The organism is Brevundimonas sp. ALps5, from assembly GCF_058681645.1.
The window spans coordinates 3,035,429-3,050,314 of sequence record NZ_CM178744.1 but is presented as its reverse complement, the minus strand read 5'-3'; the positions used below and the strand labels follow the sequence as shown (position 1 = coordinate 3,050,314).

12 protein-coding genes and 1 pseudogene are annotated in these 14,886 nt (G+C 66.7%); 7 read left to right on the top strand and 6 right to left on the bottom strand.

Translation table 11 applies throughout. From position 1 onward, the window contains the following. Positions 1–50: 50 nt before the first annotated feature. Positions 51–1,508 (bottom strand): tyrosine-type recombinase/integrase, encoded by a 1,458-nt coding sequence (locus ACW172_RS14485; RefSeq protein WP_492032140.1) that lies wholly within the window; start codon positions 1,506–1,508, stop codon positions 51–53. A gap of 487 nt (positions 1,509–1,995) precedes the next feature. On the opposite strand from ACW172_RS14485, the gene ACW172_RS14480 reads away from it, so the two are divergent. Beyond that, positions 1,996–2,163 carry a hypothetical protein gene (locus ACW172_RS14480; RefSeq protein WP_492032139.1) on the top strand — a complete coding sequence of 56 codons (168 nt, stop codon included), beginning with the start codon at positions 1,996–1,998 and terminating at the stop codon, positions 2,161–2,163. Between the two features lie 174 nt (positions 2,164–2,337). Here ACW172_RS14480 and ACW172_RS14475 read toward each other — a convergent pair whose 3' ends face one another. Continuing rightward, positions 2,338–5,772, bottom strand: a complete 3,435-nt coding sequence (locus ACW172_RS14475) for a DUF7379 domain-containing protein (RefSeq protein WP_492032138.1) — start codon at positions 5,770–5,772, stop codon at positions 2,338–2,340. Between the two features lie 41 nt (positions 5,773–5,813). Continuing rightward, positions 5,814–6,575, bottom strand: coding sequence for a hypothetical protein (locus ACW172_RS14470; protein WP_492032137.1), 762 nt, complete (start codon positions 6,573–6,575; stop codon positions 5,814–5,816). 367 nt (positions 6,576–6,942) lie between these two features. Between ACW172_RS14470 and ACW172_RS14465 the strand changes: the two genes are divergently transcribed. Continuing rightward, complete coding sequence (locus ACW172_RS14465; RefSeq protein WP_492032136.1) at positions 6,943–7,311, top strand: helix-turn-helix domain-containing protein; 369 nt, start codon at positions 6,943–6,945, stop codon at positions 7,309–7,311. Positions 7,312–7,479: 168 nt separating this feature from the next. Here the strand turns inward: ACW172_RS14465 and ACW172_RS14460 are convergent, their stop codons facing one another. The 3 genes from ACW172_RS14460 to ACW172_RS14450 all read right to left on the bottom strand — a co-directional run bounded on the left by ACW172_RS14460 (position 7,480) and on the right by ACW172_RS14450 (position 9,564). Continuing rightward, entirely contained in the window at positions 7,480–7,728 is a 249-nt protein-coding gene (locus ACW172_RS14460) for a hypothetical protein (protein ID WP_492032135.1), read from the bottom strand. A gap of 103 nt (positions 7,729–7,831) precedes the next feature. After that, on the bottom strand, positions 7,832–8,137 hold the full coding sequence (locus ACW172_RS14455) for a UBP-type zinc finger domain-containing protein (RefSeq protein WP_492032134.1): 306 nt from the start codon (positions 8,135–8,137) through the stop codon (positions 7,832–7,834). Between the two features lie 92 nt (positions 8,138–8,229). After that, positions 8,230–9,564: an MFS transporter gene (locus tag ACW172_RS14450; protein ID WP_492032133.1), complete on the bottom strand. Its 1,335-nt coding sequence runs from the start codon at positions 9,562–9,564 to the stop codon at positions 8,230–8,232. 150 nt (positions 9,565–9,714) lie between these two features. Between ACW172_RS14450 and cyoA the strand changes: the two genes are divergently transcribed. The 5 genes and pseudogenes from cyoA (at position 9,715) to ACW172_RS14425 (ending at position 14,885) form a co-directional block, all read left to right on the top strand. Further along, positions 9,715–10,908: a ubiquinol oxidase subunit II gene (cyoA, locus tag ACW172_RS14445; protein WP_492032132.1), complete on the top strand. Its 1,194-nt coding sequence runs from the start codon at positions 9,715–9,717 to the stop codon at positions 10,906–10,908. A gap of 13 nt (positions 10,909–10,921) precedes the next feature. After that, on the top strand, positions 10,922–12,919 hold the full coding sequence (gene cyoB, locus ACW172_RS14440; protein WP_492032131.1) for a cytochrome o ubiquinol oxidase subunit I: 1,998 nt from the start codon (positions 10,922–10,924) through the stop codon (positions 12,917–12,919). A 3-nt stretch (positions 12,920–12,922) separates the two neighbouring features. Then, entirely contained in the window at positions 12,923–13,555 is a 633-nt protein-coding gene (gene cyoC / locus ACW172_RS14435; RefSeq protein WP_492032130.1) for a cytochrome o ubiquinol oxidase subunit III, read from the top strand. A gap of 164 nt (positions 13,556–13,719) precedes the next feature. Continuing rightward, positions 13,720–14,076: pseudogene (gene cyoD / locus ACW172_RS14430) on the top strand (cytochrome o ubiquinol oxidase subunit IV); the annotation flags it as partial. 23 nt (positions 14,077–14,099) lie between these two features. Continuing rightward, positions 14,100–14,885, top strand: coding sequence for an SURF1 family protein (locus ACW172_RS14425; protein WP_492032129.1), 786 nt, complete (start codon positions 14,100–14,102; stop codon positions 14,883–14,885). The last annotated feature ends 1 nt before the right edge of the window (position 14,886 follow it).

Sequence of the window (14,886 nt, the reverse complement as noted above, 5' to 3'; positions counted from 1 at the left end):
CTTCGATGCCAGGGCTGCCAGGCAACGACAACGCCAACCGCCGCTTTGAGTCAGGAGCGGACGTTGCCGCCCCCCTCACGCAGCCGCCGCCGCCGGCTTGGCGCGTCGATCAAAACGCCGGGCAAGGCGTGCGTCGCGACGCGCGCGGCCTGCACCTCGAGCCGCCGGATCGCCGCGCGCGGCCCCGCCTTCAGCCTCGCGGTGTCCGGATGCTCGCTCAGGAGATCATCGAGCAGCATTCTGCTGGTGCTGTTCAGCCAGCGCGTGAGCTCGGGCGGTGCCGTTCGGCCGCGCCCGACGACGCCGGCGAGGATGAAGGTCGAGAGCTTCTCCTGCGCGCCGCGAAGGTGGTCGCGCATCAGTTTGGAGCGGGTGATGTAGCCGGAGTTCACGCCGGGCAGCGAGTGGTTCATCAGCAGGTGCATGTCGACCTCCGAGATCTCGGCGGCCTGCCCGATCGTCCGGAAGGTCTGGCGCAGGTCGTTGCCCCAATGGCTGAGGACCGTGCGCTTTTCCTTGTGCTCTTCCATGTGGCCGCTGGGGCTGTCGCTCGGGAACAGCCACTCGCGCCCGCTTCGCGGATAGATGACGGGCCCGATCCGGCGCAGGCGGAAGATGCATTCCATCATCGCGCGCGAGAGCGGGATGTCGAAGGCCCTGGCGGTCCCGCCCTTGGGCGCGCGGATATGCATGACGCGGTCGCGCAGGTTCAGGTCCTCAATGCGGACGGCCTTCAACGCCTCAGGGCGCGAGCCGCTGAGCAGCATCAGAAGGTGATATTCGCGCCGGATCGGATTGGGGATGGCCGCGAGCTGCGCGAACCACGCCGGCAGGTCGGCGACGCCCATGGCGGTGTCCTTGCGCTGCTCGGGGTTCCAGTCGATGGCCAGCGAAGGGTTTTCGGCCGGCAGGGCGCGGCAGGTCTTGCGCGCGTGATTGTAGACGGCGCGGAAGCTGCGCATCGCTCCGTTGGCGATCGCCGGTCCGTTGTCGGCGGAGATCTTGTCGTGACGGTCGGCCAGGAGCCGCGGTTCGTCGCCGATCTTCGACAGCGGCCAGTCGAGCCAATCGGCGAACAGCCGCTCCATATGGTCCCGGTACATCCGGACGGTCGCCTTGCTCCGGTTCTTCCGTTCGAGGTGCGAGGTCCGGAACCGGTCCCACGCTTCGCGCAGCGTCGGGATCGCGCTCGAAGGCTCGGGCGGTTTGACCGGCTCGGCGCGCGGCGGGCGCGGGTCCTCGCCGCCGGCGATCCGCCCGAGCAGCGTCTTGGCTTTGGCGCGGGCGTCGCGCGCGGGGATGTCGCCGACGTCGGCGACCTTCATGCGCACGCTCTGGCGCACGCCGTCGATCCGCAGATCGGCCTGGATCATGAAACTCTTGGTGCGGCTTCCCACCAGAACGAAGAAGCCGCCGAGCTCGGTGTCGCGGGCGCGGTACTGGCCGGTCGCGGCGAAGGGAAGACCGATCAGGTTCTTGTCGGTGAGCGCCAGTCGGAGGTCGGGCATGTTGCTAACTCGAAGGCCATTAGAACGGCGTTTTCGAGGGGCCCTAGAACGGCGTTAGAACGGTAAAGTCTTCCGTTCAGGTCAACATCGGGCGCCTGCGAGAACGTCCGAAAATCTACGCCGCCATACGAAAATATTCAATCACATCAATTGCTTGCATCGCGCTCTGGCGTGCGATCGGCGGTGATCGGAAAGGCCGGGAACGGGTTCTCTTAATCAGCGGGTCGTAGGTTCGAACCCTACATCACCCACCATCGTCCTCTCAGACACAGCGGGCATTTCAGAGGTTTCGGCGGATCCCGAGGACGGAACCTCCTGGGAGCCGTGCGCCTTCGCCATCCGCACCGCCGATGGTTTGCCTGTGCTCCGGGGCGCCCGCGCGCCGGGTCACGGCATGGGCGGCCCGCACCAGCCCCTTCTCAGACCGTATGGCGGCGACTTTGCGGGGACGGCTGGCAGAGACCCCACAAAGTAGTATACCCGGAAGATGCATCTTCCGGGTAACCTCACCGGCGACCTTCTCTACGGCATCGGAATCGTAGCCGTTCTGGCGGCGGCCGCCGTGCTGACGGCCCGGTTTCGGCGACAGCCCGACAAATGCCCCCACGGGCGCACCGGCGACTGCGCCGATTGCTGGTACGACCGGCAGTACTGACCGCACCCGGCCGAGGGGCGCGCCTGGAGCCCCACCCAGTCCAGGATCGCGCACAGGACCGCCGCGGCCTCCGGCTCACCCTGGCTTCGGGCGCCACTATCCGAAGAGCCCGCCAGGGTCGATCTGACCCTGGCGTTCTGATCCCGTCCGCCGCGTCAGGCTCAGGACACAGGCTCAGGGGGCGGTCGATATCCGGGCCATCGGGTTGCCGTAGACCGTATAGGCCAGCCAGGTGAAGTCGCCCTTCGCCTTGCAGGCTTCGCGCGCCGCCGCGACCGATTTGATCAGGGTCTCACCCTTGTTCAGGCTCTCGTAGAAGGTCCGGGCGAAGTCCAGGGCCAGCTTGTCACTCACCGACCACAGGGCGCCGACGAAGACGGCCGCGCCGCGCCCGGAGGCCGGGCGGATGAAGGAGTCGGCGAAGCCGGACACCCCGGCGATGCCTTCGCCCGTACGTCCCGTCTGGCAGGCGTTGATGAACACCACGCCCGAAGGGGCTTCGGCCGCCATACGGGTTCGCACCTTGACCTGGTTGACGGTCAGGGGGTCACGGAAAAGCCTGCCGTCGGGGCCGGTGCCTCCGGACATCAGCAGATCGGACTGCAGCACGGCGCGCTGTTCGGCCTCGCCATGGCAGGCGAAGTGGATCAGGCCGCACTCGGCGGCCTCGGCGCCGAGGAAGCGTGTCACCTCCAGACTTTTCGCCGTCACCTCGCTGATGCCAGGGAAGACCTCGCCCAGCATGTCCCGCTCCGCGGCGGCGCCCGTCAGCTTCAGATCCTTATCGGCATACTCGGGCACCACCATGCGCGCCGTCTCGCCCTTGAGGTCCAGCGTCGGACCGGGCCACCGCGCATTGTACATCCAGCGGATCGCCCCCCATTCGCTGAGGAACCCCTTCCGGGTGTCGTCCTGGCCGTCGGGGTCGCTGATGTACAGCAGTTCCCACGGAATGGAGGGCTGCTCCGAAATGATCTGGACCGCCTCGATACTGTCGCGATACTTCCACAAGGCTTTGCGGATCGACAGCGGCAAGAGCAGATTGGCGGCGGCGATCGAGGTGTCACTCAGGCGTTCGATGAACTCGTCGTAGCGCGCTTCCGAGATATTCCAGGCGTTCTCGAGGTCCGCCAGGAAGGTCGTCACGAAGGAGCTGACGTCCAGTCCCGCGCCCAGATCCACCTGATCCAGGATGGAGACGTTCGGATTGGAGCCCGAGAGATCGAACCGCAGGCGCAGGGAATTGTCGGCCTGATGGATCTCGTAGATCCTCAGCATCATCGGCACGTTCGCGCCCGGGGGCGGGGCGGTCACCACCTGCTCTACCCGCAGGGTGTCGACGCGGGACACGAAAACAGGCGCCAGGTCCAGTGAGGTCAGGAGCGCGTCTCCCTGGCGAATCTCGACCAGAAGATTGGCGACGCCCGGGTCCCGGCCCTCGATCTCGAAGCGCAGGGTGGCCGCGACCATCCCTGCCGGGAAGACCTTCTTGTCCTCGCCCTTGTCCTGGCCGACGACCTCGCAATTCGAACGCGCGATCAGCATCACCGAAATGCCTTGGGCCGTGTCGACCGGCACCGCGACATCGGTGGTCGCCGAGCCGCCGTCCCGGGCCACGCGAATGGTGTCGCCGGACATGGTCACGAAGACGGCGCAGGGTCCGCCCAGTCGAGGCGTGGGCTGGGTCTCCGCCGCGAAATGCCGGGTATCGGTGGGGGGCGGCGCCGACGTCGGCGGCGCGGACGTCATACGCGGGACCGGAGCGGCGGTCGGCTCCGCTGCTGCGGGCGGGGCAGATGTGGGTGGCGCTGACGCCACACGCGGGACCGGAGCGGCGGTCGGCGGCGCGCTCCGCGTCCATCCGCCCCTGAACCGGGGCTCGGCGTGCGGCGTCTCCGGCAGAGCCTCGCCGACGATATCCATGTCGCCGAAATCGGGAGCGGCTTCGGCGGCGGGCAGATCGAGGGCTTCGCTCTCGGGGACGCTCCATGACCGAGACGCGGGCCCGGCGTCCGGTTCCGGCGGGATGGTTCGACGCGAAGGCGGCGGCGCCGCCGCAGGCGCGCCCTCGGACAGCTCCAGCCACTCCATCAACTTGCCGGGGGTCTGATCCACATCGAAATACCGGATGTGGTACATCGCGTCGCCCTCGCCGTAGCTGAAGGCCCTGTCCGCCGAGAACCGGCCCGAGCGCCCCCCGAACTCCGTCATCGACGAGACGTGGACCACCAGATCGTTGTCCACGCCAAACAGGCGGTCAGTCAGGCGGTCCGCCAGGAATTCGATCAGTTCCTTGCTGAGCTTGCCCTGGGTATCCAGCGTCGCTTTGAAACTCGAGGTGATGGCATGATAGAGCGGGGTCGCAACCTCCTGTTCGACGGCCCCGTTCAGGCGTTTGACGGTGGGCCCGTCGGGCTTCATCGAGGCCAGGCCCGGGACGCGCCCGTCATTGACGCCCACCTCGGGGATGACCTTCACCAGCTGGCCCAGGGTGCGGATGGCCGCCGCGAGCGCGGCCGAAACGACCGGGCCGGTCACCGTCGACAGGGCGGCCGCCCCCGCGACCATGATGTTCACATAGACGTCGGCCATCGCGGCCCAGTTGGCCGGGCTGGCCAGGTTGGTGCCCCCGTTGGTGCAGCCGACGAAGACCGCCCGCCCGAGCGAAACCTGGGGCCGGTCGCGCGGAATGATCTCTTCGGCGAAGACGCGGTAGACCAGACCGCCGCGGCTGTAGGCCACCGCGTCGATGTTGGCGTCGTCAGGCAGTCCGGCGGCGACCAGCGCCTTCATCATGGCCTCGGCGTTCTGCTCCACCGTTTGGGCCAGGGTGGGGTGATCGAACCCCAGGATCACGTCGTATTCGGCCTTCGCCAGCTCCAGGAACCGGCGCCCCTGACCGGTCTTGGTCAGACCCACGAAGCTGCCGATCGTGGTCGAGAAGGTGCCGTGGACCATCAACAGGACCCTGGCCGGGCGACCGACGGGCCACTGCGGCTTTTCCGGCGTCGGGACCCATCCGGCGGGATCGTCCGCCATGATGACCAGCCCCGAGGGCGTGCCCCCCTCCAGACGGCCGACCGCGACGTCGATCCCCTTGGCGGCGATGTAGCGCAGAACCCTCAGCCGCACCCCGTTCAGGAGGCCGCCGAGGTTCGGCAAGGCGCGGCGTGTGGCTGCGCCTGCGCCTGCGGCCTCGCCGGAGACCGGCGGCGCGAGGTCGAACCGCAGCAGGACGCCCCCGCCGCCGAGACCGCGCCGCGCCGGCAGGGTGATGGCTTCAGCCGGATGGCTCCACCGCAGGACGCCGCTGGGCTCCTGGACCAGGATCACGGCGGACTCGCCCTCGCTGACGGTCAGGTCGACGCTCGCCGGGACGGCCGATAACGAACGGGACGGGGGTCCGTCGGCCATCAGCTCGACGTCGGCAGCCAGATCGAAGCCGCCGCCCTGGAGGGCCTTGGTGACCACATCGTCCGAGGGGGCGTCTCCCCCTTCGCCTGGCCCCCGTGCGCCTGGCCCACGACGCCCGCCCGAGGCGTCGACCGCCTTCAGACCTTCGGGCAGATTGAGGACGACGCCGTCCCCGATTTCACTTTGAACAGCCATCTCTTCCCCCTGCGTGTTCGACCTGCCCTCCCCGGGTCAGGTCAATCCAGGCTGATTTCGCCGATATATTTGGACGCCTGGGCGCCCAGTTTGGTCAGCACCTGCTCACGCACCTGACCGTAGAGCGTCGTGTTGAAGGTCAGCTTCTGCGCCGCCGTGTAGAAATTGACCTGGGCGCCGCCCCAGCTGAAGAACAGGAACTTTCGGCGACGCTGGGCCGCCCGGAAATAGAAGGCGCCCAGAGCCATGTTCAGGCTGCCGTTGGCCGCCTTCTGGACGGCGCCGATCTGGAAGTTGCCGGCGTCTTCGGTGGAGGTCTGGAAATCGAAGATGGACAGAGGGCCGTCGCCGTCCGCCAGCTTCGACAAGGCCTCGATCGATTTGGTGATCACGGCGAGCTGGTTCTGGGTCGAGATGGCGCTGATGATGGACAGCGCCTCCTTGTCCATCCGGAAGTCGCCTTCGCTCTGATCCTTGGCCACGAAGGCGAACTGCTCGGTCGTCCAGCCCAGGGCCTCCAGAACCTCTCCGTATTTCCGGTACCAGTTGCGCGTCTCGGCGAAGCGATCGAAGGCCTTGCTGGCGGCGCGCTGCGCGAACTGGACGGAGTAGAGAACGTCCTCCTTCTCCGGGCCGGACAAACCTTCAACGAACGACAGCAGGCTGCCGGCGTTCACCGCGGCCTCAAGCTCGGCCGGGATGACCATCGGCGGCGCGGGGGTCTCGACCGGCCCTCGCCTCTGCGCGCCCGCCTCCTCGCTGTCCGCGAGCTCAAGATTCTCGATATAGGTCGCCAAGGCCACGATCGCCCTCCCGGTTTTGGCTTCAGAGAAATCGCACGGTACGCGATTTCAGTCGGCCCACAACCTCAAGTCACAGCGATATCTGTGAGGGTGAACGCCCGCCCGACCGCCCTCGAAAGCCCTGATCGTCCCTACACGGATCGATCAGCAACTGCCCGGGGTGCATTTCTTCAGAATCACGCCAGTTTTACGCTACGGCAGCGCCGGAATGCCCCAGCTCCGCCGTTGAACACGTTCAAGATCTGCATGGACCGGTCGCCCTCCCCCTTTCGCGGCCGGCCATGTGTGGATTGTCACGGCAGTGGAGTGCGGCATGGCGCGCGGCGACGGCGAAAACGAACCCGGTCCTCATCCGGTTGATCGGTATGTGGGTCGAAAGGTCAGCGAGAAGCGGATCTCCCTCGGCTATAATCAGGGCGACCTGGCCCGGGCCCTGGGCCTGACCTTCCAGCAGGTCCAGAAGTACGAGAAGGGCTCCAACCGCATCTCGGCGTCCAAGCTCTGGATGATCAGCCAGTTCTTCGGCGTCGAGGTCGACTATTTCTTCGAGGGCCTCGAGCGCGGCGACGTCGAGGGCGGGTCCGAGACCCTGACCCCGACCCCCAATCTCGATTATCCGCCGACCCGTCTGACGCTGGAAATGGCCGCCCTGACGCCGCAGCTGTCCAGCCGCCGCCAGAAGCTGGCATTGGAGATCGTGCGCGAAATGGTCCAGGCCGCCCCGCCGGAACACTGATCACCCGATCCTTTCGGGATCAAAAAAAGGGCCGCGCGGATCGCGCGGCCCTTTCAGTTTGTTCTGGGAGGGAAACGCCCGGGAGGGGCGTGCGCCGTGGCGCATCGGTTTTCTAGGCGGACCGCGAGGCGGCACGAAGGCGACTTTGTTGCAACTCGGCGAAGATGGTCAGCCGCGCGCCGCATTTGGGGCGCCGTCCAGGCTCCGCCCCCGTGTGGCGGCGGGTCCCCGGATGAAGACGATGAACTCGCGCAGGGTCCAGGAGCGGTCGGAGGCGCCGGGGCCCGCCTCGACGATCCGGACGCCCCGATCCCCGTGGCTCTGCCAGGCCTTGGCCACCTTCAGGGCGGTAACGCCCTCCATCGGGTCCGAGCTGGCCCGCAAGCCGTTCTGTTCCACATGGACGACGTACTTCATCGCCTTGGGATAACACAGTCTCTGGTTGTGAGAAGCCGGATACGACTATAACTTTCGCCCTACTCCCCGGCCGTGCACGCCTGAGCCGGGAGTTCTTCCCGGTTCAGAAGAATTTCGGGATCGGCCCCAGCTGCGGCGTCTGGTCGGGCAGGTCGACCTCCACCTCGTCGACATAGCACCAGCCCCAGCCCTCGGGCGGGTCATAGCCCTCGATGATGGGGTGATGGGTGGCGTGGAAATGGGCGCGGGCGTGCTTGCTCGGCGAGTCGTCGCAGCAGCCGACGTGGCCGCAGCGGCGGCACAGGCGCAGATGCACCCACCAGCCGCCGGTCTTCAGGCATTCCTCACAGCCGCGCGCGCTGGGCGTCACCGTGAGGATGGTGGGGGAATGGCCGCACGACAGGGTCAAGTTCAGGCTCCCGGATTGCGGAAGCCACCGTGCAAAGCAAAGGCGGCCCCGGTCAAGCCGGAGCCGCCTTCACAATCTCAGACCCGGAAACCTCAGGCCTTGCGAGGATGGGTCGTCTCGCGGTTGATCCACAGGGCGACCAGGGTGCCGGCGGCGCCCGAGAGCAGATAGACGCCCGCCGCGCCCAGGCCGAAGTTCGAGGCCAGCAGCAGGGCCGCCAGCGGCGCGAAGCCCGCGCCGAACAACCAGGCCAGGTCCGAGGTCAGGGCCGAGGACGTATAGCGGTTGATGGCGGCGAAGTTGGACGCCAGCGAGCCCGACGACTGGCCGAACGACAGGCCCAGCAGGATGAAGCCGCTCATCATGAAGACGATGCCGCCGATCTCGCCCCCGGCCAGCATCTGGGGCGCGAAGCCCGAGAAGGCGGCGATGGCGGCGGCCGTGGCGGCCAGCAGGTTACGGCGGCCGTAGCGGTCGGCCAGCGGACCCGACAGGATCACGCAGATCAGGCAGACGATGGCGCCGATCAGCTCGATGACCAGGAAGCGGGCCGGCGGCTCCTGGGTGTACAGCAGCACCCACGACAGCGGGAACACGGTCACCATGTGGAACAGGGCGAAGCTGGCCAGGGGGGCGAAGGCGCCGATGACGATGTTCTTGCCCTCGGCGCGGACGGTCTGGCGGAACGGCGTCGGCTGCAGCTCGCGGTCCTCATAGGACTCGATGAAGGCCGGGGTCGCCGAGATGCGCAGACGGGCGAACAGGGCCACCACGTTGATCGCGAAGGCCACGAAGAACGGATAGCGCCAGCCCCAGTCGAGGAAGTCGGCGGTCGACAGCAGCGACACGAAGAAGGCGAACAGGGCGCTGGCCAGGATCAGGCCGATCGGGGCGCCGATCTGGCCGAGCATGGCGTACCAGCCCTTCTTACCGGCCGGGGCGTTCATGGCCAGCAGCGAGGCCAGACCTTCCCAGGTGCCGCCCAGGGCCACGCCCTGACCGATGCGCAGCAGGGCCAGCAGCACGATCGACCAGACGCCGATGGTCTCGTAGCCGGGCAGGAAGGCCGTCGCCACGGTCGAGGTGCCGAGCAGCAGAAGCGCGATCGTCAGCTTGGTCCCCCGACCGAAGAAGCGGTCGATGGCGATGAAGCCCCAGGTGCCCAGCGGACGGGCGATGAAGGCCAGGGCGAAGATGGCGAACGAATAGACCGTGCCCATCAGCGGCCCGGCGAACGGGAAGACCAGCTGCGGGAAGACGATGACCGAGGCGATGGCGAAGACGAAGAAGTCGAAGAACTCCGACGCCCGGCCGATGACCACGCCGATGGCGATTTCGCCCGCATCGATCTTGTCGTGCGCTCGGGCATTGATCTGTTGGGCGTCTCTCTCAAGGGGAGTAGAGGAGGCTCCGGTGGTGGCGCTCATCGACTGATCGCTTCCTTGCAAATTCTGGGTGTGACGCGCGACGACGAGTCACGGACTTGTGGCGCGCTTATTGGAACCCAGAGCGTCAAAAAGAGATAGGGCAGATTGTCCAATGTCGTTCCCGGCCCTTCCGCACTAGAGGCCCGCACCATGCCTCCCCAGCACCCGAATCGATCGCCCCTGCGCCGCCTCGCGCCGTGGCTGGCGGTCCCCGCCCTCGCCCTTCTGGCGGGATGTAACGCCGTCGTCCTGGCCCCGTCCGGTGACGTCGCGGCCCAGCAGCGCGATCTGCTGGTCATCTCGACCATCCTGATGCTGTTCATCATCATCCCGGTGATCGCCCTGGTGATCATCTTCGCCTGGAAGTACCGCCAGTCGAACAAGGATGCGAAGTACGAACCGGACTGGGACCACTCCACCTATCTGGAAGTGGCCATCTGGGGCGCGCCCCTGCTGATCATCATCTGCCTGGGCGCCGTGACCTGGGCCGGCACCCACCTGCTGGATCCCTATCGTCCGCTGGACCGGATCGCCGCGGGCCGTCCCGCCGAGAAGACGGTCAAGCCGCTGCAGGTCAACGTCGTCGCCCTCGACTGGAAATGGCTGTTCATTTACCCGGAGTATGGCATCGCCACGGTGAATGAGCTGGCCGCCCCGGTCGACCGCCCGATCCAGTTCACGATCACCTCGTCGTCGGTGATGAACTCCTTCTACGTCCCCGCCCTGGCCGGCCAGATCTACGCCATGCCGGGTATGCAGACGACGCTCTACGGCGTGATCAACCAGCCCGGCGAATACCAGGGCTTCTCGGCCAACTATTCCGGCTCGGGCTTCTCGGGCATGCGCTTCAAGTTCCACGGCCTGCCCCAGGCCGGCTTCGACCAGTGGGTCGCCCAGGTGAAGTCCAGCGGCCTGGCCCTGGACCGCGACGGCTATCTGCGTCTGGAAGCCCCCAGCGAGAACGTCCCCGCGATGCGCTTCGCCCAGGTCGACGGCGGGCTGTTCAGCGCCATCGTCAACATGTGCGTCGAGCCGGGCAAGATGTGCATGCACGAGATGCACGCCATCGACGCCAGGGGCGGTCTCGACATCGAGAGCGCGCACAACATGCTGGCCCTGACCTATGACAAGACCGAGCGCCGCGGCGCCGTCTTCGGTCCGACGCCGACCTATGTCGCCACCCTGTGCACCCCCACCGACCCCGAACCGAAGCCCCAGACCCGTCTGGCCTCGCTCGGTTCGCCCGCCGATCTGACCCGCTCCGCCCCCATGCTGGGCGCGGGTTTGACCGCTCCCGCCGCCTTCAGCCCCGCAGCGCCGTCGGCGCCGCGGGCCGCTTCCTGATCGGACCACATCCATGTCCGCCGACAAGATCATCCAATTCGTCTTCGGGCGCCTCAACATCGAGGCCCTGCCCTTCCACGAGCCCATTCTCGTAGCGACCTTCGCGGTCGTCTGCCTGGGCGGCGTCGCCCTGCTGGGCGCCATCACCTACTTCAAGCTCTGGGCCTACCTCTGGAAAGAGTGGTTCACGACCGTCGATCACAAGAAGATCGGCATCATGTACATGATCCTGGGTCTGGTCATGCTGCTGCGCGGCTTCGCCGACGCCATCATGATGCGTCTGCAGCAGGCCATGGCCTTCGGCGGGTCCGAGGGCTACCTCAACGCCCACCACTACGACCAGGTCTTCACCGCCCACGGCGTGATCATGATCTTCTTCGTGGCCATGCCCATGGTCACCGGCCTGATGAACTACATCGTGCCGCTGCAGATCGGCGCGCGCGACGTCTCCTTCCCCTTCCTGAACAACTTCAGCTTCTGGATGACGGCGGGCGGCGCGGTCATCGTCATGATGTCGCTGTTCGTCGGCGAGTTCGCCCGCACCGGCTGGCTGGCCTATCCGCCCCTGTCGGGCCTGGCCTACAGCCCTGACGTCGGGGTCGACTATTACATCTGGGCGCTACAGGTCGCGGGGGTCGGTACGCTGCTATCCGGGGTCAATCTGATCGCGACCATCGTCAAGATGCGCGCGCCCGGCATGGGCCTGATGAAGATGCCGGTCTTCACCTGGACCGCGCTGTGCACCAACGTCCTGATCGTCGCCGCCTTCCCCGTCCTGACCGCCGTCCTCGCCCTGCTGGGTCTTGACCGCTACGTCGGCACCAACTTCTTCACGAACGACCTCGGCGGCAGCCCGATGATGTACGTGAACCTGATCTGGATCTGGGGTCACCCCGAGGTCTACATCCTGATCCTGCCGGCCTTCGGCATCTTCTCGGAGGTCGTCTCGACCTTCTCGGGCAAGAAGCTCTTCGGCTATACCTCCATGGTCTACGCCACGGTCGTGATCACCATCCTTTCCTACCTGGTGTGGCTGCACCACTTCTTCACCATGGGATCGGGCGCGAGCGTCAACTCCTTCTTCGGCATCACCACCATGATCATCTCGATCCCGACGGGAGCGAAGATCTTCAACTGGCTGTTCACGATGTACCGGGGCCGGATCCGCTTCGAGCTGCCGATGATGTGGACCATCGCCTTCATGATCACCTTCACCATCGGTGGGATGACGGGCGTGCTGCTGGCCGTGCCGCCGGCCGACTTCGTCCTGCACAACTCCCTGTTCCTGGTCGCCCACTTCCACAACGTCATCATCGGCGGCGTGCTGTTCGGCCTGTTCGCGGGGATCAATTTCTGGTGGCCCAAGGCCTTCGGGTTCAAGCTCGACGAGAAGTGGGGCAAGATCTCCTTCTGGTTCTGGGTCGTCGGCTTCTGGTTCGCCTTCATGCCGCTGTACGTCCTGGGCCTGATGGGCGTGACGCGCCGCATGCGGGTCTTCGACGACCCCTCGCTGCAGATCTGGTTCATCATCGCCGGCTTCGGCGCGGCCCTGGTGGCCTGCGGCATCGCCGCCATGCTGATGCAGTTCTTCGTCTCGATCCGGGACCGCGAGAAGCTGCGCGACAAGACGGGCGATCCGTGGGGCGGCCGCACCCTGGAGTGGGCCACCTCCTCGCCCCCGCCGGACTACAACTTCGCCTTCACCCCGGTCATCCATGACGCCGACGCCTGGTGGGACATGAAGAACCGCGGCTACAAGAAGCCTGTCGACGGCTACCGCGACATCCACATGCCCTCCAACACGGGCGCCGGCATCATCCTGGCGGGCTTCAGCGTTGCCTGCGCCGTGGGTCTGATCTGGTACATGTGGTGGCTGGCCGCGATCAGCTTCGTGGGCATCATCGGCTACGCCATCTTCCACACCTTCAACTACAAGCGCGACTTCTACATCCCGGCCTCGGAAGTGACCGAGACCGAGGCGAAGGCCCGCGCCCTGGCCGCGGAGGCCTGATCCATGGCGAGCGCTGTGAAAACCCTCGCACCCGGCGAGGAGGTCGTCTTCCACCTGAAGGAAGAGCCGCATCATCCGGAGGGCTCCAGCACCATGCTGGGCTTCTGGCTCTATCTGATGAGCGACTGCCTCATCTTCGCGATGCTGTTCGCCGTGTTCGGCGTGATCGGCGGCAACTACGCCGGCGGTCCGGGGCCCAAGGCCCTGTTCGAGCTGCCGCTGGTGGCCCTGAACACCGCCATGCTGCTGTTCTCGTCGATCACCTATGGCTTCGCCATGCTGGCCATGGTCCGCAAGAACGTCGCCCAGACCCAGATCTGGCTGGCGATCACCGGCGTGTTCGGCCTCTGCTTCCTGGGCATCGAGCTCTATGAGTTCGCGCACCTGATCCACGAGGGCGCGACGCCGCAACGCAGCGGCTTCCTGTCGGCCTTCTTCACCCTGGTCGGCACCCACGGCCTGCACGTCACCTTCGGCCTGATCTGGCTGGTGACCCTGATGGTGCAGATCGGCTGGAAGGGCCTGATCCCCGCCAACCAGCGCCGCCTGATGTGCCTGTCGCTGTTCTGGCACTTCCTCGACGTCATCTGGATCGGCGTCTTCACCTTCGTCTACCTGATGGGGATGCTGCGATGAGCAAGGCTCCGACCCAAAAGCCCTCCCCCGCCAAGGCAGCCGCCAAAAAGGCCCCTGCCCGCAAGCCGGCGGCCCCCAAGACCGCAGCCAAGGCGACTGTCGCGGTCGCCGCCGCCGAGGTCGAGCCGCATGGCCACACCCACGCCCATGACGTCGATCACGGCCACGGCCACGACGACCATCACGACGACGGCGCCGCCCACGGCTCGATGAAGGACTATCTGATCGGCTTCGGCCTGTCGGTCGTCCTGACGGCGATCCCGTTCTGGCTGGTCATGACCGGCGTCCTGCCGGCCCAGATGACCGGCGGCATCATCATGGCCTTCGCCGTGGCCCAGATCGTGGTCCACATGATCTTCTTCCTGCACATGAACGCCCGCTCGGAAGGCGGCTGGAACATGCTGGCCCTGATCTTCACCCTGATCCTGGTCGTCATCGCCCTGACCGGTTCGCTGTGGGTCATGTACCACCTGAACACCAACATGATGCCGCAAGGCATGGACATGAACCCGGCGCCCTGAGCCGGGTTCGTCAGGACCAGCTGATGCCCGACGGGCCTCACGATACGCCGAGGAAGCCGAGGTCGACCCTGACCCTGGCCGTCCTCGGCGTCTTGATTCCGGGGATGATCCTCGGGCTCGTGGCCCTGGGCGTCTGGCAGGTCGAGCGCCTGGCCTGGAAGCAGGACCTGATCCGTCAGGTCGACGCCCGGGTCCACGCCCCCGCCGTCCACGCCCCGGGTCCCGACCGCTGGCCGACGGTGACGCGCGAGAGCGACCAGTATCGTCACGTCTCCCTGCGCGGCCGCTACGACAACGACCGAGAGACCCTGACCCAGGCGGTCACCGACTACGGCCCCGGTTTCTGGGTCATGACGCCTTTCACGACCGACGCCGGCTTCACTGTTCTGGTCAATCGCGGTTATGTGCCCACGGATCGCCGCGACCCCGACAGCCGGGCGGCCGGCCAGATCAGCGGAGAGACCACGGTTCAGGGCCTGTTGCGCATCACCGAGCCCAGGGGCGGCTTCCTGCGCGCCAACGCTCCGGCGACGGACAGCTGGCGCTCGCGCGACGTCGTCGCCATCGCAGCCAAACGCGGCCTGACGAACGTGGCCCCCTACTTCATCGACGCCGACGCCACGGCCAACGCGGGCGGCTGGCCCAAGGGCGGGCTGACGGTGATCCGCTTCCCCAACAGCCATCTGGTCTATGCCCTGACCTGGTTCGGTCTGGCCCTGATGTTGACGGCGGGCGGCGCCTTCCTGGCTTGGGACGAGCGCCGCGTGCGCCAAACCTGGGCTGATCGCGCCTTCGCGGGCGAGGCCTGAC

Excerpts from the sequence above, each read along its gene's own strand:
- ACW172_RS14480 (WP_492032139.1), top strand. The coding sequence starts at position 1,996 with ATGCATCTTCCGGGTAACCTCACCGGCGACCTTCTCTACGGCATCGGA.
- ACW172_RS14485 (WP_492032140.1), bottom strand. The coding sequence starts at position 1,508 with ATGCCCGACCTCCGACTGGCGCTCACCGACAAGAACCTGATCGGTCTT.
- cyoC (WP_492032130.1), top strand. The coding sequence starts at position 12,923 with ATGGCGAGCGCTGTGAAAACCCTCGCACCCGGCGAGGAGGTCGTCTTC.
- ACW172_RS14475 (WP_492032138.1), bottom strand. The coding sequence starts at position 5,772 with ATGGCTGTTCAAAGTGAAATCGGGGACGGCGTCGTCCTCAATCTGCCC.
- ACW172_RS14460 (WP_492032135.1), bottom strand. The coding sequence starts at position 7,728 with ATGAAGTACGTCGTCCATGTGGAACAGAACGGCTTGCGGGCCAGCTCG.
- ACW172_RS14425 (WP_492032129.1), top strand. The coding sequence starts at position 14,100 with ATGCCCGACGGGCCTCACGATACGCCGAGGAAGCCGAGGTCGACCCTG.
- ACW172_RS14450 (WP_492032133.1), bottom strand. The coding sequence starts at position 9,564 with ATGAGCGCCACCACCGGAGCCTCCTCTACTCCCCTTGAGAGAGACGCC.
- cyoB (WP_492032131.1), top strand. The coding sequence starts at position 10,922 with ATGTCCGCCGACAAGATCATCCAATTCGTCTTCGGGCGCCTCAACATC.
- cyoA (WP_492032132.1), top strand. The coding sequence starts at position 9,715 with ATGCCTCCCCAGCACCCGAATCGATCGCCCCTGCGCCGCCTCGCGCCG.